Here is a 20,819-nt window from a genome sequence, read left to right on the forward strand (position 1 = left end):
AGCGCGGTGCGCGCATTGGTGCTGCTGTGCGGGCTGCTGCTGGTAGCTGGCGTTTTATGGCAGCTGGGTTGGCGCCTGCCCCAGGCTTGGGATCCGTGGGCAGCACTGGACGTTGGTCAGCCGCCGAACTTGCTGACGCCTTACAAGCTTTCGCGTCTGCGCGATGACCCTCAGCTGTGCCGCCAAGCGTTGGCCACCACCAGCCTGCGCTATCGGGCGCAGGCCGATAGCCCGGCATCGGCCAATTGCCCATTGCAAAACGTCTGGCGGATAGAAAGGGGCCAAGCGCGGTTGAGCAGCAGTTTTCTGGCCAGTTGCCCGTTGGCGGTGGCCTATGCGCTGTTCGAGAAGCACGGCTTGCAACCTGCCGCGCAGCAGGTGTTCGGTCAGCCGGTGGCGCAGGTCGATCATCTGGGCAGTTTTGCCTGCCGTAACGTCTATCACCGCAAGCAGGGCCGGCTCAGCCAGCACGCCACGGCCAATGCGCTGGATATCAGCGGCTTTCGTTTACAAGATGGGCAGCAGATCGTGCTGGCGCGGGACTGGCAGGCAGGTGGACAAAAGGCGGCCTTCCTGCGGCAGGTGCAGCAAGCGGCCTGTAAGAGTTTCAGCACGGTGCTGGGGCCGGAATACAATGCCGCTCACCGCAATCACTTTCACCTGGACATGGGCGTGTGGCAGGTCTGCCGTTGACATCAGGCGTGAACGCGAACGTTGTTCAGCACGACCGGCCGTGCCCAATGGATGTCGAACTCCAGGTCGTTCTGCTGCTTGGCCATGGTCGCGGCGTCGAAAGGCTCCGGCGCGGGGTCGAGCAGGGCAGTCTCGAACTCGGCGATAGGCAGGTGCAGCGGGCGCGGGGAGGGTGCAGGGCCTGGCTCGGCAAGCGGCTGCCCCTGGCTGATGACGACCGGGCGTAGCCAACTGTTGGTGATGTCCAATTGGCGCTGCTGCTGAATCATCTCGGCGGCGCTGAATGGCTCCGGCGCTGGCTCCAGCAGGTTGGCTTCGAGTTCGGCCTTGGGCAGGAACAGGGGCTCGGGTGGCGCGACGATGGTGTCGTGCACGGGGCAGGCGCGTTGGGCATCGATCAGGGCCAGGGCCCTGGCTCCGCCAATCGGCTCACCGCTGACGGTGTCATACTGCACCAGCGCCTGATGGCTGCTGTCTGCCTCATCCCCTTGCTGTTCGGCCATGGCGCGGGCAAAGAAATCCTGCCACAGGTGGCTGACGCCTCCCAGTGCCTGGGTATTCTGCCGACCGTAGTTGCCGACGGGCGACAGGTAGGTCAAGCCGATGGGAAGAGTATCTGTCATGGCAGTCGTGCGCGTTGTGCTCTGGCAGAATAGCGGGATATTGCCTGTATCGGCCGAGGGTGCCGATTCATTAAGGGCGTGGGTTGAATTTTCAGGTGTGGATGATGGAAGAGCAAGGCACGGGTATCAGAGTCGAAGCGATGTCGGCTGAGTATGTGCACCAGGCGACGGCATGGGCCGAGCGCCTCGGCCTGCCGCTGCAGGACGATGCGGCCGGTTTCGCTGTGCAGGTAGGCGCCGATGGCTTGCAGATCCAGCAGTTGGGCCCGCAGGCGCCCGGGCCGGTGCGGGTGGACTTCGTCGAAGGCCAGGCAGCGCATCGGCGCCAGTTCGGCGGTGGCAACGGGCAGATGATCGCCAAGGCCGTGGGTATCGCGCAGGGCGTGCGGCCGCAAGTGCTCGATGCCACGGCAGGCCTTGGCAAAGATGCATTCGTGCTGGCCAGCCTGGGTTGCCAGATGACCCTGATCGAACGCCAGCCGCTAATTGCCGCGCTGCTGGAGGATGGCCTGGCGCGGGCGCGGTCGGATGACGAGGTGGGCCCGATTGTCGGGCGCATGCGCCTGCTGACCGGCAACGCCATCGAGCGCATGCGCGCCTGGGAAGGCGAAGCGCCGCAGGTGATCTACCTCGACCCAATGTTCCCGCACCGCGACAAGAGCGCCCTGGTGAAAAAGGAAATGCGCGTGTTCCGGCCCTTGGTGGGGGACGACCTGGATGCCCCGGCCCTGCTTGAAGCGGCCCTGGCGCTGGCCAGCCACCGGGTGGTGGTGAAGCGCCCGCGGAAGGCACCGATTATCGACGGGCCGAAGCCGAGCCATAGCCTGGAAGGGAAGTCGAGTCGGTATGACATTTATCCGAAGAAAGCGCTGAAGGCCTGACCCGCCCCAACTGGTCCGACTAACACAGTTATAGGAGCGGCTTTAGCCGCGAACACCGGCAAAGCCGGTGCCATCCACCGCGTCGCCTTCTTAGAGGGCAGAGTCGCGCCTGCAATGACCGCGCTCGACTGACCTATTATTTTTGCCAGTAGCAATTTTTGGGGCGGGGGAGTGAATATATCAAACATTCAATCCTGATCGTAGGTTATCTTCATGTCCGCTATTCCCGATGCCCAGAAAAAAGGCTGTCAGCTTTTTTACTGTAACGGCAAGATCTCTACTGAAATTAATGGCGATGGCCGCTGGCGTTTCCTTCAGGCAAATGACCTGATACTGGCCCAGAATAATCACAAGACCCCAGGCTTACCCAGTAGGCTGGCGGCATGCGACCAGCAGCGCTCGGTATTCGCCATGTATGAGGAAAACTCTTCTGAGTCATATGCTTATTCTCCGTATGGGCATCACACTCAAGGCGGCTTACTGTCGTTGCTTGCCTTCAATGGTGAGCGGCGGGATGCAGTCACCGGGCATTATCACCTAGGGAATGGCTACAGGCAGTTCAGTCCGGTCATGATGCGGTTTTACAGTCCGGACAGTTGGAGCCCATTTGGCGATGGGGGCTTAAACGCGTATGTGTATTGTGCGGGAGATCCCTCGAACCGTAGTGACCCGACGGGGCATGCTGGAGCCTGGGGGTTAATCTTAAGAAAACTGAACCCAAGAAAACCTAATGAAAGGCCAAGCCCGGTAGTCGTTAAGCCTGACGTTCCAGTATCGAGAAAATATATAAATAAACGTGATGGGTCTGGTGGCGCCATACCAAGGGCTGTGGCGAAAGTTGATCATACTGTTCCATTTGAGTCATTATTCAATTCATCTGAAATCGCTGAGCAGCACCGCTTGATTGCGCAGTTTAGCGCACCTGCGAACGCATCTTCAAAAAGGAAGCAAGTCTACGTCCAGTCGCATGGTGCCGTTCAGGATGTCGACGCTGCAAAACGTTATGCTCAATCATTGGGTGCGCATAAGGCCTCGCTCGAAAACGAAAATAAAGTTCGTGGGATAGACGCTCTTTTGACGGATCTGGATACGGTTAATTCTCGCTTGTCCGGAGCAGGATCGTCGCGAGACATAATGATTCAGGCCGCGTTACAAAAAGAAATCAGAACGCGTCTCGGATAACGGGCATGCGTGACATAAGCCCTGTACTTTCTGCCTTTTCCGTGCATCAGCGCGAAGGCAGAAAATTCGCGAATAGGCGTTTGAACAGGTATGTGAGCAAATCCTGCTCAGCGCCTGAATGCCCGCAGGAACACCCCGACCACCTCACGCACATGCGCCTCGGCCTCTTCCCTTGCCAAGGGCGCTGCGCACCCCAGCAGCAACCGGTAATCCGGTGCCCCCTTGACCAGGCAGAAGAAGTGCTCCGCCGCACGCAGCGGATTGTCGATGCGCAACAGCCCGCGCTCATCCGCCCCGCGCAGCAGCGCTTCCATCCCAGCCAGCACGCGCTTGGGCCCGGCGTCGTAGAAGTATTCGCCAAAGCTTGGGTCCAGGCTGCCTTGGGCCATGATCAGGCGGCTGAGGTTGACCGCTTCGTCGCTGCTGATCAGTGCCTGGAAGCCACGGGCAATGGTCAGCAGTACCTCCTCCACCGGTGCCCCCTCGGGGTACTCGAACAGCAGGTCCGGCAGCTGGATCTGGCAGGTGGCCATGACCGCCGAGCCGAACAGGGTCTGCTTGTCGGTGAAGTGGCTGTAGACCGTAAGTTTTGAAACACCTGCCGCCGCAGCGACCGCATCCATGCTGGTGTTGGCATAGCCGAGGCTGAGGAACAGCGTCTTGGCCGCTTCGAGGATCGCCTCGCGCTTGGCAAGGTCCTTGGGGCGACCTGGGCCGATGGGTGCGTCGTTGGGCATTGGAGTCCATGTCTGGTGGAAGGGGCCCCCATCTTACCGGCTCGTTTGCCTTCCGGCTTCAGGGAATGGCCCATCCTTAGCGCTGATTTTCTTTCCGACGCTGGCTTCCCGGCTTCGGTTCCCTGATTTAATATACTCGACAGTATAAATATTCGATGCGCTCGTCGCGAAAGGATTCATCATGTTGCGTCATGCCTTGTGCCTCGCTCTGCCTGCCGCTGCCGCGTTGTTGCTGGCCGCCTGCGGGCAGCAAGCCGCCCCGCCCACTGCTCCCCGCCCTGCGCTGGTGGTCCAGCCGCAGCCGGCCCAAGCCTCAGCCGACAGCTACCCTGGCGAGGTGCGAGCGCGTTTCGAGCCGGAGCTGGCGTTCCGCATCGCTGGCAAGGTCAGCAAACGCCTGGTCGATGAGGGGCAGCGGGTAAAAGCCGATCAGCCACTGGCAGCGCTCGACCCCCAGGATGTGCGCCTGCAACTTGAGGCCAACCGCGCCCAGTTGGCGGCCGCCGAGGCCAACCTGGCGCTGGTACGCGCCGAGCGTGACCGCTACCGCACGTTGCTGGATCGGCAGATGGTCAGCCATTCCCTGTACGACAACGCCGAGAACCTCTACCGGGCCGGGCTCGCGCGCCTCAAGCAGGCCAAAGCCGAATTCGACGTGGCTGGCAACCAGGCCGGCTACGCCGTGTTGCGGGCGCCCCAGGCCGGCGTGATCGCCAAGCGTCAGGTCGAGGTCGGCCAGGTGGTGGCTGCCGGGCAGACGGTATTCACACTGGCGGCCGACGGTGAGCGCGAAGTCGTCATCGGCGTGCCGGAGCAGCAGTTCGCCCGCTTCGCCGTTGGCCAGCAGGTCAGTGTCGAGCTGTGGTCGCGGGGCAATGAGCGCTTTGAGGGCCGTATCCGGGAGTTGTCGCCTGCAGCCGACCCCCGTTCACGTACCTTCGCCGCACGCATCGCCTTCAACTCGGCCAAGGTGCCTGCCGACCTTGGGCAGAGCGCACGGGTATACATTGCCCATGACGGGCTGATCCCACTGGCTGTACCTCTCTCGGCGGTCACCGCGGAAAACGGTCAGGCATACGTCTGGCGGGTCAACCAGGACCGTCGCCTGGAGCGTGCCGCCGTGCGCCTGGGGCCTTATGGCAGTGACACTGTTCCCGTACTCGAAGGCCTGAACCCTGGCGACTGGGTGGTGGCCGCCGGCGGCCACGTGCTGCGCGAGGGGCAGGAGGTGCGGCCGGTGGACCGTACCAACCGTGTGGTGAACCTGACGGCCAAGGAGTAAGTCCCGATGGGTTTCAACCTTTCCGCCTGGGCGCTGCGCAATCGCCAGATCGTACTGTTCCTGATGATCCTGCTGGCTGCCATTGGCGCCATGTCCTACACCAAGCTGGGGCAGAGCGAGGATCCGCCCTTTACGTTCAAGGCCATGGTCATCCGTACCCTGTGGCCGGGGGCAACGGCCGAGGAAGTGTCGCGCCAGGTGACCGAGCGCATCGAGAAAAAGCTGATGGAAACCGGCGAGTACGAGAGGATCGTCTCGTTCTCACGCCCCGGCGAATCGCAAGTGACCTTCATGGCCCGGGACTCGCTGCATTCCAAGGACATCCCCGAGCTGTGGTACCAGATCCGCAAGAAGGTCGCGGATATCCGCCACACCCTGCCCCCGGAAATCCAGGGGCCGTTCTTCAATGACGAGTTCGGTACCACCTTCGGCAATATTTATGCGCTCACCGGTAGCGGCTTCGACTACGCCGTGCTCAAGGACTATGCAGATCGCATCCAGATCCAGTTGCAACGTGTCAAGGACGTGGGCAAGGTCGAACTGATCGGCCTGCAGGACGAGAAAATCTGGATCGAGCTGTCCAACCTCAAGCTGGCCACCCTGGGCGTGCCGCTGGAGGCCGTGCAGCAAGCGCTGCGAGAGCAGAACGCGGTGAGCACCGCGGGCTTTTTCGAAACCCCCAGCGAGCGTCTGCAACTGCGCGTCAGTGGCCAGTTCGACAGCGTCGAGCAGATTCGCCAGTTCCCCATCCGGGTAGGGGATCGTACCTTCCGTATCGGCGATGTCGCCGAGGTGTACCGTGGCTTCAATGACCCTCCCGCGCCGCGCATGCGCTTCATGGGTGAAGACGCGATCGGCCTGGCTGTGTCGATGAAGGATGGCGGCGACATCCTGGTGCTGGGCAAGGCACTGGAAGGTGAGTTCGAACGCTTGGCGCGCAACCTGCCGGCCGGGATGCAGCTGCGCAAAGTCTCCGATCAGCCGGCTGCGGTCAAGGCGGGCGTGGGCGAGTTCGTCCAGGTGCTGGTCGAGGCGCTGGTCATCGTGCTGTTGGTGAGCTTCTTCTCGCTTGGGCTGCGTACCGGTCTGGTGGTGGCCCTGGCTATACCCCTGGTGCTGGCGATGACGTTTGCCGCCATGCACTATTTCGGTATCGGCCTGCACAAGATCTCGCTGGGGGCGCTGGTGCTGGCCCTGGGCCTGCTGGTGGACGACGCGATCATTGCCGTGGAAATGATGGCGATCAAGATGGAGCAGGGCTTCGACCGGTTCAAGGCTGCCAGTTACGCCTGGACCAGCACGGCTTTTCCGATGCTGACCGGTACGCTGATTACCGCTGCCGGCTTTCTGCCGATTGCCACGGCAGCGTCCAGTACGGGTGAGTACACCCGCTCTATTTTCCAGGTGGTGACCATTGCGTTGCTCACCTCGTGGGTGGTGGCCGTGGTGTTCGTCCCTTACCTGGGCGAACGGTTGCTGCCGGACCTGGCCAAGCTGCATGCCGCCCGTCATGACGGTAACGGGCATGCGCCGGACCCCTATGCCACCGCGTTCTACCAGCGTGTGCGACGTGTAGTGGAGTGGTGCGTGCGGCGGCGCAAGACGGTGATCCTGCTGACCATCGCAGCCTTTGTCGGCAGCATTGCGTTGTTCCGCTTCGTGCCGCAGCAGTTCTTCCCGGCGTCCGGCCGCCCAGAACTGATGGTCGACCTCAAACTGGCCGAGGGCGCGTCGCTGGGCAATACCGCCGAGCGGGTCAAGCAGCTTGAGGCCCTGCTCAAACAGCAGGATGGTATCGACAACTATGTGGCCTACGTAGGCACCGGGTCGCCGCGTTTTTATCTGCCATTGGACCAGCAACTGCCCGCCGCCAGCTTTGCCCAGTTCGTCGTGCTGGCCACGTCCCTGGAGGAGCGCGAGCGCTTGCGCAGTTGGCTGATCGACACGGTGGACCAGCAATTCCCCGACCTGCGCGCCCGCGTCACCCGCCTGGAGAACGGCCCGCCGGTGGGCTACCCGGTGCAGTTCAGGGTCACGGGCGAGCATATCGAGAAGGTGCGCGCCCTGGCCCGCGAGGTGGCGGACAAGGTGCGTGAAAACCCCCATGTGGTGAACGTGCACCTGGACTGGGAAGAGCCAAGCAAGGCGGTGTTCCTGGCGATCGACCAGGACCGTGCGCGTGCACTTGGCGTAAGTACCGCGCACCTGTCGAGCTTCCTGCGCAGCTCGCTCACCGGCACCACGGTGAGCCAGTACCGGGAGGACAACGAGCTGATCGAAATTCTCCTGCGTGGCACGCAGAAGGAGCGTGGCGAACTGGGCAACCTCGGCAGCCTGGCGTTGCCCACCGACAACGGCCAGAGCGTGGCGCTGTCGCAGGTAGCGACCCTGGACTATGGCTTCGAGGAAGGCATCATCTGGCACCGTAACCGCTTGCCGACGGTGACGGTACGCGGCGACATCTATGACAAGGAGCAGCCGGCGACCCTGGTCAAGCAGATTGCCCCGACCTTGCAGGCAATCAAGGACAAGCTGCCGGATGGCTACCTGCTGGAAGTGGGCGGCACCGTCGAGGACTCCGAGCGCGGGCAGAAGTCGGTGAACGCCGGCATGCCGCTGTTCATCGTCGTGGTGCTCAGCTTGTTGATGATCCAGCTGCGCAGCTTCTCGCGCACGGTGATGGTGTTCCTCACGGCGCCACTGGGGCTGATCGGCGTGACCTTGTTCCTGCTGGTGTTCCGCCAGCCGTTCGGCTTCGTCGCCATGCTTGGCACCATTGCCCTGGCGGGGATGATCATGCGCAACTCGGTGATCCTGGTGGATCAGATCGAGCAGGATATCGCCTCGGGGCTGGACCGTTGGCAGGCGATCATCGAGGCTACCGTGCGACGTTTCAGGCCAATCGTGCTGACCGCACTGGCAGCGGTGCTGGCGATGATCCCGCTGTCGCGCAGCGTGTTCTACGGGCCGATGGCGGTGGCGATCATGGGCGGGTTGATCGTTGCCACGGTGCTGACCCTGTTGTTCCTGCCGGCACTGTATGCGGCGTGGTTCAGGGTGAAGAAGGGCTGAAGGCTGCGGGGGAGGGCATAGCCCTCCCTTCGCGGGTCACAGGGCGCCAAATACCTTCTTGGCCAGGCTGGTAGCTGCCTGTGCGGGGTTCTGGCGAATGCTCTGTTCTTGCTTGGCGATCATTTCAAACAGGCCGTCTAGGGCTTTTTCGGTCACATAGCTCTCGACATTGGCACTCTTGGCATCGCCCAGGCCCAGGGCTGACGCCTGGCCGGCAAAGGCGTTGTACTGTTGAACTACGCCCACCTTGTCGGTCGCTGCCTTGACGATGGGCAGGAACTTGGCGCGGATCTTCTCGCGGCTGCTCTTGTTCAGATACTGGGTGGCCGAATCATCGCCCCCGCTGAGGATGCCCTTGGCATCGGTCACGCTCATGTTCTTCACCGCATCGACCAGGATCGCCTGGGCTTGCGGCACCGCCGCTTCCGCGGCCTTGTTCATGCTGTCTTCCAGGGCCGTGACCTGGTCACCTTTGCCGAACATCTTCATGGCCTTGGCGGCCTTGCCGAGGTTGCCTGGCAGTTCGATGCGCACATCCGGGTTGTTGCTGAAACCACCGGGGGTGCTCAATTGCTTGACGGCGACCTGTGCACCTTGGGTGAGTGCATCTTTCAGGCCGCCGGTGGCGTCCTTCTGGGTCAGGTCGCCCAGTGACAGGGCCAGGGCGCTGGCGGACAGCAGCAGGCCGGCGCACAGGGCGGTGAAGCGCAGGGAGGAGCGAATCATGAAAGGGTCCCTTTCAACAGAAGTAGGCGGATATCAGCGTACGGGATCGACTTTGATCCGTACCGGCTGGGCGTCGCTGCCATCGAGCTCGACGCCGTGGTGTTCGGTGTTGATGAACAGCAGCTTGCCGCCCAGTTCGATGCGCGCGCTGACCGCGTAGCGGTGGCCGGGCTTGACTTGGGCGGGGTCGTAGGTGAGGTGGAACGGCAGCGGTACGTTGCCTTTGACCGGGCCGGCCTGGCGCGCCAGGGTGACGGCGGGGGCGTCCATCAGCGATACGTCCTGCAGTTCCACGCTCAAGGTGGCCGCGGGCGGCAGGGCGATGCGCTGAAGGTAGAAGACTTCGCCATCCAGGCTGGCCTGGGGTGGCGGGGTGTGGGTGGAACAGGCTGCGAGCAGGGATGCGCACCACAGCATTACGAGCTTTTTCATGGAGTCTCCAAAGTCCTTGGGGTTGGCTTGTGGCCAACCCCAAGGACTTTAACGGATTTTCCAGGGCAGGTGGTCAACCCATGAGGTTGCCGCCGTGGAGACCTTCAGCGACCGAGTGCACCTTCTCGACCTCAACCTGATAGGTGCCTACGCCTGGTTTCAGCGTGTAGTTCGTGGTGTTGATGTACACCAGTTGCCCATCATTCTCGATGCGCGCTTCGATGGCATATTCGTGTTTCTGGTTGATCTGGCTCCAGTCAAAGGGCAGCGGCAGGGTGATCGGAAAACCGCTTCCCCAGCGCAGATCGAGTTCGGTAACAGGGGTGGACGGCGCATCTGCTAGCGAAACATCAGCCAAGCTCAATCTGACGAGGGCTGCCGCCGGCGGGGTGGTGGAGTCCGAGCAGGTGATTTCGACGGTCACCGATTTGATCTGAGGCATATTGATAGTCCTTGAAAGGGATGTGGGGTGCAGCGAATCGATGTTGATCCCTTTCAAGGACCGGGCGCAGGCTGAAAATCTACCCCTGCACGATGTCCGCCGGCTCATCACGGTGCAGCGCCACCTGGCGGATCGACAGGCGCAGCTCGGCTGACAGCACGCGCTTGGCCACGCCCTCGGCCAGCTCTCCCAGCTTGTCGTGATAGCCCAGCTTGCCATTGCCGTCCGGGCGCAACACGCCCTGCTCGACCAGGGTCTGGATGAAGTGGCGGAACAGGGTCTTGTCGAAGAACTCCGGGGCATTGAGACCGTGCAGGATCGACAGGCGTTGAGCCATCATCACGCACAGGTCTTCGAGTTCTTCCGCGCTGAGGGTGTTCTGCCCACTGTTGAGCAGCAGCGAAGTGGCCATGTAGAAACGTTGCAAGGTCTGGGTGATGGAGCGGGCCAGCAGGGTCAGCAGGACGAATTGGCGCGAACTCGGCGCAGGGCGAATGTAGCTGTCTTGCTCCTGGCGTAGCAGCCCCTGTTCGACCAACGCGGCCAGCCACTGGTCGATCACCTCGTCCAGTTGCTCGGGTGACCAGCGCAGGAACAGCTCGGCCTGCAGGTACGGATACAACGCGTGTACATACTGCCCGAGCAGGTCACGGTTCATCCGTGAGCTGCTGTGGAAGAAGCTTGCCAGTAACGCCGGCAAGGCAAAGATGTGCAGGACGTTGTTGCGGTAATAAGTCATCAGCACCGCATTGGCTTCATCCAGGTAGAGGATGCGGCCCAGGGCGTCTTTCTGCTCCGCCAGCAGGTTCATGCCCCTGACGTGCTCGATCAGCGCCTGGCCGTCGCCCTCGGGCAGGGTGGTGTGCTGCGAATAGGGGACCTTGCGCAACAGGGCCAGGTACAGGTCCAGCACCCGGATCAGGGCACTTTCGTCCAGTGCCAGGCGGCTGGTGGAGAGCAACGCCAGGGCCACCAGGTTGACCGGGTTGACCGCTGCAGCCTCGTTGAGGTGGCGGGCCACGGTTTCACCCAGGCGGGTGGTGGTCTCGTTCAGCCAGGCCGGACGGAACTGCGGGCCAAGTGCCTGCTCACGCCAGCCGGGTTGCTGTTGGTCGAGAAAGCCTGCCAGGCGAATCGGTTCGCCGAAGTTGACGTAGACCTGACCGAAACGCTGCTTCAGCGCGCCGATGACTTTGAAGATGTCGAAGATCGACTCCTTCTTCTTGCTGGCGCCACGCAGTTCACCCAGGTAGGTGCGGCCTTCCAGGACACGTTCGTAGCCGATGTACACCGGCACGAAGACGATCGGTGTGCGCGATGAGCGCAGGAAGCTGCGCAAGGTGATCGCCAGCATCCCCGTGCGTGGTTGCAGCATGCGCCCGGTGCGCGAGCGCCCGCCCTCGACGAAGTACTCGACCGGGAACCCCTTGGTGAACAGGGTGTGCAGGTATTCGTTGAACACTGCGGTGTACAGCGGGTTGCCCTTGAAGGTGCGGCGCATGAAGAAGGCGCCGCCGCGGCGCAGCAAGCTGCCGATCACTGGCATGTTGAGGTTGATGCCGGCCGCGATGTGCGGTGGCGTCAGGCCGTTGCGAAACAGCAGGTACGACAGCAGCAGGTAGTCGATGTGGCTGCGATGGCACGGTACATAGATGACTTCGTGGCCCGGTGCGATGCCCTGCACCTGCTCGATGTGGTTGACCTTGATACCGTCGTAGATCTTGTTCCAGAACCAGCTGAGCACCACTTCCAGAAAGCGGATCGCGGTGTAGGTGTAGTCCGAGGCGATCTCGTTGCCGTAGCGCAGGGCCTGTGCTTCAGCCTTGGCCAGGGGAATGTTTTCCCGTTGGGCTTGTTCGCTGATGGCCTGGCGTACCAGTGGCGCGTGGACCAGGCCTTTGACCAGATTGCGCCGGTGCGAGATGTCCGGGCCGATCACCGCAGTCTTGAGGTTGCGAAAGTGCACGCGCATCAGGCGTTGGGCCATGCGCACGGTGCGTTCATGGCCTTTGTTGTGCTGCACCAGCTCACGCACCTGGATAGGCGCCGAGAACTGCACGCGGGTCTTGCGCCCCAGTATCAGGATCGTCAGCAGCCGGCGCAGGCGCCCGGTTACCGCCCAACTGTCAGCGAAGAGCAATTTCCACGGGCTCGATTCGCTGGCAGGCGTCTGGCCCCAGAACACACTGACCGGGATGATCTGTGCGTCTTCTTCGGCATGCTGGCTGACCGCTGCAATCACCCGCTCAAGGGTGGGGGGCGCGCCGCGCTTGTCGTGGCGGCCGAGCCAGTCCGGGTCGGGCGTGAGGTAGAAGAACCCGGCCGGCTCGTGCAGCGTGCCCACCGCTACCGGCAGTACCGGGCGCGGCAGCCCCGCCTTGGTGCACTCATGGTCGAGTACGGCCAGGTCGGTGAGCGATGGCGAGGGCAGGGCATAGAACACCGGGCGGCTGCGGTCGAGCTGCAGGCTCATGGCGGACTGGTTGATGGTCTCGGAGCGCACCCACAGGTACAACAGGCGACGCAGAGCGCCGAAGATCAGGCGGCGCAGGGGAGAACGGGTCATGGGGTGTGTGCCCTGGGTGTGATGTTCAGTGAATGTGCAAACGGTTAGTCTGCCGTATCTGCGTAAGTTCAGCAAAATCCTGCAAAGGGCGCGGCGGTCATGAAAATTATTTGTTCTGTGGCATATACTCGGCCTGCCACTTGCAGGATATTTCGGCAAGCGGCGTCGACACAGGGAGGAAACCCTGTGTCTACAAGGCGATCTTCACAATAAAAATCCGGAGTAGTTCAGATGTCGTCTCGTGAGACTGGGAATGTAAAGTGGTTCAACGATGCCAAGGGCTTTGGCTTCATTCAGCGCGAAGGTGGTGCGGATGTATTCGTCCATTATCGGGCGATCCGCGGTGAGGGGCATCGTACCCTGGTCGAAGGGCAGCGGGTCGAGTACTCCTGCGTGCAGGGCCAGAAAGGCCTGCAAGCCGAGGACGTCGTAGGGCTCTGAGTCCTGCGCTTCGAGCCTCAAGCTTCAAGCTGCAAGTTGACCGTGTAACTTGCAGCCTGATGCGAACCCTTTTGTAGCGTGCTGCTCACGAGGTACGCCAGGTGATCTCCTCTTCACCGTCAGCGCTGATGCGGATCCAGCGATCGGCATCTTCCTCGCCATCTTCCTCGACCCAGCCACCTGGCGCGCAGCGCACTTCCACGCCCAGTGCGGCGAATGCGGCGCGGGCGCAGGCGACGTCATCGTCCCATGGCGTCTGGTCGCTTTCCAGGTACAGGCTGTTCCATTTCCCTACAGCCTTGGGTAACCAGGTGACCGGAATGTTACCGGCCTTGCATTTGAAGGTCTGGCCTTTCTGCTGCCATTCGCTGCAGGGGCCAATCGCTTCGCCGAGCCATTGGGCAATCTGCTTGTGGTCGACGTCAGCGTCCTTCAGGTAGATCTCGATATCAGGTTGGCGCATAAGGGCTCCAGGTGTGCTCAGTCTTGGCGCACGAAATAGTCATAACGCATCGAAACCGTGACGTCGAAGGGCTCGGGCTGGTCTATCACCCGCGCACGTTTCTCGGCACTGGCGCGCCAGCCGTGTGGGGTCATGGCCAGCAGGTCGGCCCGGGCTTTGGGGGCCGCCAGGCTCAGCCGGAACTCAAGGGTTTCGCTGTGGGTATGGGCCATGCCCTGGGGGGCCAGGGCCAGGTGTTTGTCGTCGGCATAAGGACGTACTTCATCGTAGAGCACTTCGCGCAATTCCATCAGGTGGCCGCTGGTCGGGCCCACCCGCATCAGGCCGCCACCCGGGCTCAGCAGGCGCTGGGCCTCGGCCCAGTCCAGCGGGCTGAACACGCTGGCGATGAACTGGCAACTGGCATCGGCCATGGGTACGCGGGCCATGCTGGCGACCATCCAGGTGACCGAAGGGTCGCGGCGGCAGGCACGTTTGACGGCCTCCCGCGAGATGTCCAGGGCGTAGCCGTCGGCCTGTGGCAGGGCCTGGGCGAGTTGCGCGGTGTAATAGCCTTCGCCGCAGCCAATGTCCAGCCAGGCGCCAGGCTGGCGCTCGGCGGCCAGTTCAGCCAGGCGACGGGCCACGGGCGCGTAATGGCCGGCATCGAGGAAGTCCCGGCGCGCTTCGACCATGGCCTGATTGTCGCCAGGGTCACGGCTGTTCTTGTGCTGCACAGGCAGCAGGTTCAGGTAACCCTGGCGGGCACGGTCGAAGCGGTGGCCGGCCGGGCACACCACACCGTTGTCGAGCCGCGTCAGTGACGCCTGGCAAATAGGGCAGGCGAGCATCAGGCGAGCAACCGCACCAGGGTCTGGTAGTAGATCTCGGTCAGCAGGTCGAGGTCGCTGGCCAGGATGCGTTCGTCGACCTGGTGGATGGTTGCATTGACCGGGCCCAGTTCGACGACCTGGGTGCCCATGGTGGCGATGAACCGGCCATCGGACGTGCCCCCGCTGGTGGACGGCTGAGTATCACGGCCGGTGACGCCCTTGATGCTGGCCGAAACGGCATCGAGCAGTTCACCGGGCTCGGTGAGGAATGGCAGGCCCGAAAGCGCCCAGTCGATCGACCAGTCCAGTTCATGCTTGTCGAGGATTGCCGAGACTCGCGCCTGCAGGCCTTCGACCGTCGACTCGGTGGAGAAGCGGAAATTGAACAGCGCGGTCAGATCACCCGGCACCACATTGGTGGCGCCGGTACCGGAATTGAGGTTGGAGATCTGGAAACTGGTCGGTGGGAAGAACGCGTTGCCTTCATCCCAGTGTTCGGCGGCCAGCTCCGCCAGCGCTGGCGCGGCCAGGTGGATCGGGTTGCGTGCCAGGTGCGGGTAGGCCACATGGCCTTGTTTGCCGCGCACGGTCAGTTTGGCGCCAAGCGAGCCACGGCGGCCGTTCTTGACCACGTCACCGAGCAGGCTGGTGCTCGACGGCTCGCCGACGATGCACCAGTCCAGGCGCTCGTTGCGCGCGATCAGGCGCTCGACCACAGCCTTGGTGCCATGGTGTGCCGGGCCCTCTTCATCGCTGGTGATCAGGAACGCGACCCTGCCGCGGTGGTTCGGGTAGTCCTGCACGAACCGCTCGCTGGCGACCACCATGGAGGCCAGGCTGCCTTTCATATCAGCAGCGCCACGCCCGCAGAGCATGCCATCGGCATCGATCAGTGCCTCGAACGGCTCATGCTGCCACTGCTGTACCGGGCCGGTTGGGACCACATCGGTGTGGCCGGCGAAGCACAGCACCGGCCCGTCCTGGTGACCATGGGTGGCCCAGAAGTTGTCGACGTCTTCGATGCGCATCGGTTCGAGCTGGAAGCCCACGGCGCCCAAGCGGTTCATCATCTGCGCCTGGCAGTCGGCGTCGACAGGGGTGACCGAGGGACGACGGATCAGGTCGCAGGCCAGTTGGAGGGTGGACGAGAGCTCGGCTGGGGCCGTCATGGGGAACTCCGGGGCAAGGCAAGGCGGAAAAACGAGGGGCGTTATCTTATATCAAACAAGGTTTGTCGGCACGGGGCTTTGGGCCGCTGCGCGGCCCCGCGATGCTCAAGCCTCCTGAGGCTCGGCCATGTTGTGCTCGGGCTTGGGCAGTGACGACAGCAGTGCCATTACCAGCGCCGCCAGGTAGGGCAGTGACTGCACCAGCAGCATCGCGACCCAGAAGCGCATGTCCGAGCTCGGCAACCCTTGCACCAGGTAGATCCCGGCTGCCGCTCCCCACAGCAGCAGCATGATGAACAGTTCTTCGCGCGCTTCGGAAATCGCGACCAGCAGCCCATGGCTGTCGGCATTTTTCGGCGTGCGGAAGAACGGCATGCTGCTGGTGAAGAACCCGTACAGCACCGCCTTGGCGATGGTGTGCGACAGTGCCAACCCCGCCAGGGCCGCTGCGAATGCGTCCTTGAGGTTGACCCCGACCGCCCGGCGGTAAAGGAAGATGATTTTGGCGACCTTGAAGAAGAACAGCGCCAGTGGCGGGATGGCGAAGATCATCAGGGGGGGATCGACCCGGTGCGGCACGATGATCATCGCCGCCGACCAGAGCAGGGCACCGACCGTGAAGAAGATGTTCATGCCATCGGCGACCCAGGGTAGCCAGCCGGCCAGAAAATGATAGCGCTGGCCACGGGTCAGCTCGCTGCCCTTGCCGCGCAGCAGGGCGGCGGCGTGGTGCTTGATGATCTGGATGGCGCCATAGGCCCAGCGGAAACGCTGCTTCTTGAAGTCGATGAAGGTGTCGGGCATCAGGCCCTTGCCATAGCTGTTGTGGGCGTAGGCAGCCGACAGGCCTTTCTCGAACACCCGCAGGCCCAGTTCGGCGTCTTCGCAGATGCACCATTCGGCCCAGCCCAGTTCTTCCAGCACGGTGCGCCGGGTCATGGTCATGGTGCCGTGCTGAATGATCGCGTCACGGTCGTTCCGGGTGACCATGCCAATGTGGAAGAAGCCTTTGTACTCGCTGTAGCAAAGCTTCTTGAAGGCGCTCTCATGCTGGTCGCGGTAGTCCTGGGGCGACTGCACCACGGCGATCTTCGGGTCGGCGAAATGCGGCACCATGTGCTTGAGCCAGTTGCGGTCCACGCAGTAGTCCGAGTCGATCACTGCGATCACTTCGGCATCCTTGGCGGTGTGCGGCAGCAGGTAGTTCAGCGCACCGCCCTTGAACCCGGCCAACGGCGCGACGTGGAAGAACTTGAAGCGCTCGCCGAGCTTTTCGCAGTGGGCCTTGAGCGGCTCCCAAACGGCTGGATCCTTGGTGTTGTTATCGATCACCAGCACTTCGTAGTCCGGGTAATCCAGGGCGGCCAGGGCGTCGAGCGTCTGTTTGACCATTTCGGGCGGTTCGTTGTAGCACGGTACATGCACCGAGACCTTGGGCCGGTAGGCGCTGTCGCCCTGGACTGGCAGAAACTCCCGGCGGCGCTTGTGAATCCACACGGCCTCGGCCAACTCGTGCGCCTCGGTCAATAGCACGATGAATACGCCGAGCGCGCCCAGCGCCAGCAGCACGCCGACAGTCAGGCTGAACCAGGTGCTGTACTGCTGGCTGTAGTCGTAACCGATCCACACCAGCACTGACCCACAGAGGAAGGTGATGAAGGTGAGGAACGTCCGCCCGCGTTGACGCAAGGCCGAGCCGTCGATCAGCAATATGGTCAGGGCGATCATCGCCAACACCACCGAGGCGACCGCCAGCGCACGCCATTGCGGTATCGCCACCACCGGCCCTTCAAAATTGAATTTTTGCTGGCGTTGGGCATTGAATACGCCCCAGTAGGCGCCCACCGAGCCCTCGTCACTGGCTTTCCAGGGTTGGTCGTAGGCTTCGATGACGAAATAGTTGTAGCCGCGGCGGTTGAGGGTGTTGACCAGCGTGCGCAGGTAGATGGCCTGGTCGGCCTGGGTCGCGTCGGCGCCGCCGCGCATGCGGCCGTTGCTCGGCCAGCCGACTTCCGAGAGCAGCAATGGCTTGCGCGGGAACTGTTGTTTCAGCTCACGGGCCCGATCCAGGACGAACTCCACGGAATCCTTCATGGGCACGAACTCCCAGTAGGGCAGGATGTGCGCGGCGATCAGGTCGACATGCTTGGCCAGTTCCGGGTGTTCCTTCCAGATGTGCCACTGTTCACTGGTGGTGACCGGCACCTTGACTGCGGCTCGCACCCGGTCGAGGTACTGGATCAAGGCTTCGGGCGTGACTTCTTCGCGGAACAGCGCTTCGTTGCCGACCACCACGCGAACCACACTGCGCGAGGTGTTGGCCAGTTCGATGGCGGTGGCGATCTCTCGCTCGTTGCGCTCCAGGTCCGGGCTGATCCAGATGCCCAGGGTGACGCGCAGCCCAAGCTCCTCAGCCAGGCGCGGGATATCGGCCTGGGTGCCTTCGACGGTATAGATACGGATGCTGTCGGTCAGCGTGCTCATCTGCTCCAGGTCTTGGCGCAGCTCGGCGTCGCTTGGGTATTGGCCTTTTTGCGGGCTTTCCCCCAGGCGAAATGGCGAGTACGAGAAACCTGATATCTGCTCAGGCCAGGCCGGCGCAGAAACCGGCCGATTGACCAGCGCCCAGAACCCGGTGAACAGTGCGGCGATGGCCAGGACAATCACCAGGTTCAAGCCGAATTTGCGAGATGACATTGTCGTCCATATCTGTCGAGGTAGTAGGACATTAAAGCAGGATCAGTAGGTGTTTTCCTAACGATGGAGGTCATCGGCGCTGCTGGCCTATAATGCGCGCCGTTTTGGCGGTATGAGCTTCGGGGTACGAACATGAGCACAGAAGATCCACGCTTTGCCGGCGTTGGCCGGCTGTACGGCGACGAGGGGCTGCAACGCCTGAACCGGGCCCACGTGGCGGTCGTCGGTATCGGCGGAGTGGGCTCCTGGGTGGCCGAGGCGCTGGCGCGCAGTGGCGTGGGTGAGATCACCTTGTTCGATCTGGATGATGTCTGTGTCAGCAACACCAACCGCCAGGCCCATGCCCTGGAAGGGCAGGTGGGGCGCCCCAAGGTCGAGGTGATGGCCGAGCGTCTGCGTGCGATCAACCCGGCCTGCACGGTGCATGCGGTGGCTGACTTCGTCACCCGCGACACCATGGCTGAGTACATCACCGAGCAGCTCGATTGCGTCGTCGACTGCATTGACAGCGTGATGGCCAAGGCGGCGCTCATTGCCTGGTGCCGGCGGCGCAAGATCGCGATCGTCACCACCGGCGGCGCAGGGGGGCAGATCGACCCCACACAGATTCAGATCGGCGACCTCAACAAGACCTTCAACGACCCGCTGGCATCGCGGGTACGTTCGACCCTGCGGCGTGACTACAACTTTTCGCGCAACGTCAGCCGCAATTACGGGGTGCCGTGTGTGTTCTCCAGCGAACAGCTGCGCTACCCCAAGGGCGATGGCAGCGTGTGCCTGCAGAAGAGCTTCGTGGGCGAGGGTGTGCGCCTTGACTGCGCCGGGGGCTTTGGCGCGGTGATGATGGTGACGGCGACCTTTGGCATGGTGGCGGCGAGCAAGGCCGTGGAAAAGCTGGTGGCTGGCGCCCGGCGCCCGTCAGAGCGGGTCAAGGCCGAGTGAGGCGCACGGCCGAGCTGGGTTCAGTGGTCTGAAACCAGCTCGGCCATGCGCAGCAACACTGCATGCAGGCCATTGCTGCGCGATGGCGACAACTGCCGCTCCAACCCCAACTGGGTAAACCACTCGCGCAGATCAAGCGCCGCCAGTTCGCGGCTGTCCAGCCCTTGCACCCGCACCAGCAGCACTGCCAGCAGGCCACGTAACAGTCGCGCATCACTGCTCGCCTTGAACTGCCACTGGCCGTCGTGCTGTTCAGCTACCAGCCATACCAGGCTTTCACAGCCGTGCACGCGGTTGTCCTCGCCTTTTTGCGTATCGCTCAGCGGTTCCAGTTGCTCACCCATCTGCATCAGAAGCCGGGCACGCTGCTCCCAGCCGCGGGCCTGCCCGAAACGCTCCAATACTGCCTGGGCGCGTACTGGCAGGCTCATCGCAACAGCTCCAGGCCTTGATCGAGGGCATCGAAGAAACGTTGCAGGTCATCGCTGTCGTTGTACATGCCCAGCGATACCCGAATCGCGCCTTCGAGCCCCAGCCCCTTGAGCAGTGGCATGGCGCAGTGATGGCCGGCACGTACGGCAATGCCTTGCTCTGTCAGCAGGTGGGCGATGTCGGCATTGTGCACGCCTTCGATGACAAAGCTGGCCAAGGCAGCCTGTGGCGCGCCCAGCACCCGCACCCCGTCACGGTCGGCCAGCCCGCGCAGCAGGTGATGATGAAGGTGGGTCTCGTGGTTCTCGACGGCCTGGCCGTCGAGGCTGGCCAGGTAATCGAGCGTCGCCCCCAGGCCGATCACCCCGGCGATCGGCGGGGTGCCAGCCTCGAAGCCCAGCGGTGCGGGGCGGAAGCTGGCACTCTGGTAGTCAGCCAGCTGTACCATTTCACCGCCGAACTGCCAGTGGCGCAGCAGTTCCAGCGCTTGCACACGGCCATAAAGTACGCCGACGCCTTCCGGGCCATACAGTTTGTGGCTGGAGAATACGTAGAAATCACAGCCCAGTTGCTGAACATCGTGGCGGCCATGCACCACGCCCTGGGCGCCATCGACCACCGTCAGCGCCCCTTGGGCCCGGGCATGGGCGAGTAACGCTGGCAGCGGCTGCCAAGTGCCGAGCACGTTGGACAACTGGCTGACCGCAAGCACGCGAGTACGCGGGCCAATCAACTGCAGCGCCTGCTCAAGGTCGATGCGGCCCTGCTCATCCAGTGGCAGCACCACCAGGCGCAGGTTGCGCCGCCGCGCCAGTTGTTGCCAGGGCAGCAGGTTGGCATGGTGCTCCAGCGCGCTCACCGCGATTTCGTCGCCTGCCTCGAAACGGTGTTCCAGGCCATAGGCCAACAGGTTCAGGGCCGACGTGGCGCCGTGGGTGAAGATGACCTGCCGCGATTCGCCAGCGTTGAGCCAGGCGGCGACCTTGTCGCGGCTGGTTTCGAACGCCTGGGTCGCCAGTGCGCCCGGCAGGTGCTGGGCACGGTGCACGTTGGCAGCGCCGTGGCCGTAATAGTGGCTCAGGGCATCGAGCAGGGCCTGGGGCTTCTGGGTGGTGGCAGCGCTGTCCAGGTAGGTCTGGTGCTGGCGTTGCAGGGCGTCGATGGCGGGGAAATCGGCACGCCAGGGGGAGGGCTGGAACATGATCACGGGGCCTGGAATGAAAATCG

19 protein-coding genes are annotated in these 20,819 nt (G+C 62.9%); 7 read left to right on the top strand and 12 right to left on the bottom strand.

What is annotated here, in order from left to right:
• Positions 1-6: 6 nt before the first annotated feature.
• Positions 7-693: an extensin family protein gene (locus ACIPZC_RS09080; protein ID WP_400626311.1), complete on the top strand. Its 687-nt coding sequence runs from the start codon at positions 7-9 to the stop codon at positions 691-693.
• 2 nt (positions 694-695) lie between these two features.
• Here ACIPZC_RS09080 and ACIPZC_RS09085 read toward each other — a convergent pair whose 3' ends face one another.
• On the bottom strand, positions 696-1,316 hold the full coding sequence (locus ACIPZC_RS09085; RefSeq protein ID WP_400626313.1) for an energy transducer TonB: 621 nt from the start codon (positions 1,314-1,316) through the stop codon (positions 696-698).
• A gap of 104 nt (positions 1,317-1,420) precedes the next feature.
• Between ACIPZC_RS09085 and ACIPZC_RS09090 the strand changes: the two genes are divergently transcribed.
• Together ACIPZC_RS09090 and ACIPZC_RS09095 are read left to right on the top strand one after the other, a co-directional pair.
• The gene (locus tag ACIPZC_RS09090) at positions 1,421-2,197 is read left to right on the top strand and encodes a class I SAM-dependent methyltransferase (protein WP_400626315.1); all 777 of its coding nucleotides are present in this window, start codon (positions 1,421-1,423) and stop codon (positions 2,195-2,197) included.
• 213 nt (positions 2,198-2,410) lie between these two features.
• Positions 2,411-3,379, top strand: coding sequence for an RHS repeat-associated core domain-containing protein (locus ACIPZC_RS09095; protein ID WP_400626317.1), 969 nt, complete (start codon positions 2,411-2,413; stop codon positions 3,377-3,379).
• Between the two features lie 107 nt (positions 3,380-3,486).
• Here the strand turns inward: ACIPZC_RS09095 and ACIPZC_RS09100 are convergent, their stop codons facing one another.
• Positions 3,487-4,116: a TetR/AcrR family transcriptional regulator gene (locus ACIPZC_RS09100; protein WP_400626319.1), complete on the bottom strand. Its 630-nt coding sequence runs from the start codon at positions 4,114-4,116 to the stop codon at positions 3,487-3,489.
• A 181-nt stretch (positions 4,117-4,297) separates the two neighbouring features.
• Between ACIPZC_RS09100 and ACIPZC_RS09105 the strand changes: the two genes are divergently transcribed.
• Both ACIPZC_RS09105 and ACIPZC_RS09110 read left to right on the top strand, forming a co-directional pair.
• Positions 4,298-5,398, top strand: a complete 1,101-nt coding sequence (locus ACIPZC_RS09105; protein ID WP_400626321.1) for an efflux RND transporter periplasmic adaptor subunit — start codon at positions 4,298-4,300, stop codon at positions 5,396-5,398.
• A 6-nt stretch (positions 5,399-5,404) separates the two neighbouring features.
• Positions 5,405-8,470, top strand: coding sequence for an efflux RND transporter permease subunit (locus ACIPZC_RS09110; protein ID WP_400626323.1), 3,066 nt, complete (start codon positions 5,405-5,407; stop codon positions 8,468-8,470).
• A 36-nt stretch (positions 8,471-8,506) separates the two neighbouring features.
• On the opposite strand, the gene ACIPZC_RS09115 is transcribed toward ACIPZC_RS09110, so the two are convergent.
• From ACIPZC_RS09115 to plsB, 4 genes are all read right to left on the bottom strand, one after another.
• Entirely contained in the window at positions 8,507-9,196 is a 690-nt protein-coding gene (locus ACIPZC_RS09115; RefSeq protein ID WP_267818257.1) for a DUF4197 domain-containing protein, read from the bottom strand.
• Between the two features lie 33 nt (positions 9,197-9,229).
• The gene (locus ACIPZC_RS09120; protein WP_241804396.1) at positions 9,230-9,628 is read right to left on the bottom strand and encodes a YbaY family lipoprotein; all 399 of its coding nucleotides are present in this window, start codon (positions 9,626-9,628) and stop codon (positions 9,230-9,232) included.
• A gap of 73 nt (positions 9,629-9,701) precedes the next feature.
• Complete coding sequence (locus ACIPZC_RS09125) at positions 9,702-10,070, bottom strand: YbaY family lipoprotein (protein WP_400626326.1); 369 nt, start codon at positions 10,068-10,070, stop codon at positions 9,702-9,704.
• 79 nt (positions 10,071-10,149) lie between these two features.
• A complete protein-coding gene (plsB, locus tag ACIPZC_RS09130; RefSeq protein ID WP_400626328.1) occupies positions 10,150-12,636 on the bottom strand; it encodes a glycerol-3-phosphate 1-O-acyltransferase PlsB in 2,487 nt (828 codons plus the stop codon).
• A gap of 231 nt (positions 12,637-12,867) precedes the next feature.
• Here plsB and ACIPZC_RS09135 point away from each other — a divergent pair, with 231 nt between their 5' ends.
• Positions 12,868-13,077, top strand: a complete 210-nt coding sequence (locus ACIPZC_RS09135) for a cold-shock protein (protein ID WP_012315914.1) — start codon at positions 12,868-12,870, stop codon at positions 13,075-13,077.
• An 85-nt stretch (positions 13,078-13,162) separates the two neighbouring features.
• Here ACIPZC_RS09135 and ACIPZC_RS09140 read toward each other — a convergent pair whose 3' ends face one another.
• The 4 genes from ACIPZC_RS09140 to ACIPZC_RS09155 all read right to left on the bottom strand — a co-directional run bounded on the left by ACIPZC_RS09140 (position 13,163) and on the right by ACIPZC_RS09155 (position 18,218).
• On the bottom strand, positions 13,163-13,540 hold the full coding sequence (locus tag ACIPZC_RS09140; RefSeq protein WP_241804399.1) for a hypothetical protein: 378 nt from the start codon (positions 13,538-13,540) through the stop codon (positions 13,163-13,165).
• Positions 13,541-13,557: 17 nt separating this feature from the next.
• Positions 13,558-14,370 carry a putative RNA methyltransferase gene (locus ACIPZC_RS09145; protein ID WP_400626330.1) on the bottom strand — a complete coding sequence of 271 codons (813 nt, stop codon included), beginning with the start codon at positions 14,368-14,370 and terminating at the stop codon, positions 13,558-13,560.
• Entirely contained in the window at positions 14,370-15,521 is a 1,152-nt protein-coding gene (dapE, locus tag ACIPZC_RS09150; protein WP_400626332.1) for a succinyl-diaminopimelate desuccinylase, read from the bottom strand. Before dapE ends, ACIPZC_RS09145 begins: the two co-directional genes overlap by 1 nt.
• A 105-nt stretch (positions 15,522-15,626) precedes the next feature.
• Positions 15,627-18,218 (bottom strand): glycosyltransferase, encoded by a 2,592-nt coding sequence (locus ACIPZC_RS09155; protein WP_400626334.1) that lies wholly within the window; start codon positions 18,216-18,218, stop codon positions 15,627-15,629.
• Between the two features lie 132 nt (positions 18,219-18,350).
• On the opposite strand from ACIPZC_RS09155, the gene tcdA reads away from it, so the two are divergent.
• A complete protein-coding gene (gene tcdA, locus ACIPZC_RS09160) occupies positions 18,351-19,160 on the top strand; it encodes a tRNA cyclic N6-threonylcarbamoyladenosine(37) synthase TcdA (protein ID WP_400626336.1) in 810 nt (269 codons plus the stop codon).
• 20 nt (positions 19,161-19,180) lie between these two features.
• Here tcdA and ACIPZC_RS09165 read toward each other — a convergent pair whose 3' ends face one another.
• Positions 19,181-19,591, bottom strand: a complete 411-nt coding sequence (locus tag ACIPZC_RS09165) for a SufE family protein (RefSeq protein WP_400626338.1) — start codon at positions 19,589-19,591, stop codon at positions 19,181-19,183.
• Positions 19,588-20,793, bottom strand: coding sequence for a cysteine desulfurase (locus ACIPZC_RS09170; RefSeq protein ID WP_400626340.1), 1,206 nt, complete (start codon positions 20,791-20,793; stop codon positions 19,588-19,590). Before ACIPZC_RS09170 ends, ACIPZC_RS09165 begins: the two co-directional genes overlap by 4 nt.
• Between the last annotated feature and the right edge of the window lie 26 nt (positions 20,794-20,819).

The organism is Pseudomonas sp. NPDC089743, assembly GCF_044748785.1.
Taxonomy (GTDB): domain Bacteria; phylum Pseudomonadota; class Gammaproteobacteria; order Pseudomonadales; family Pseudomonadaceae; genus Aquipseudomonas; species Aquipseudomonas putida_X.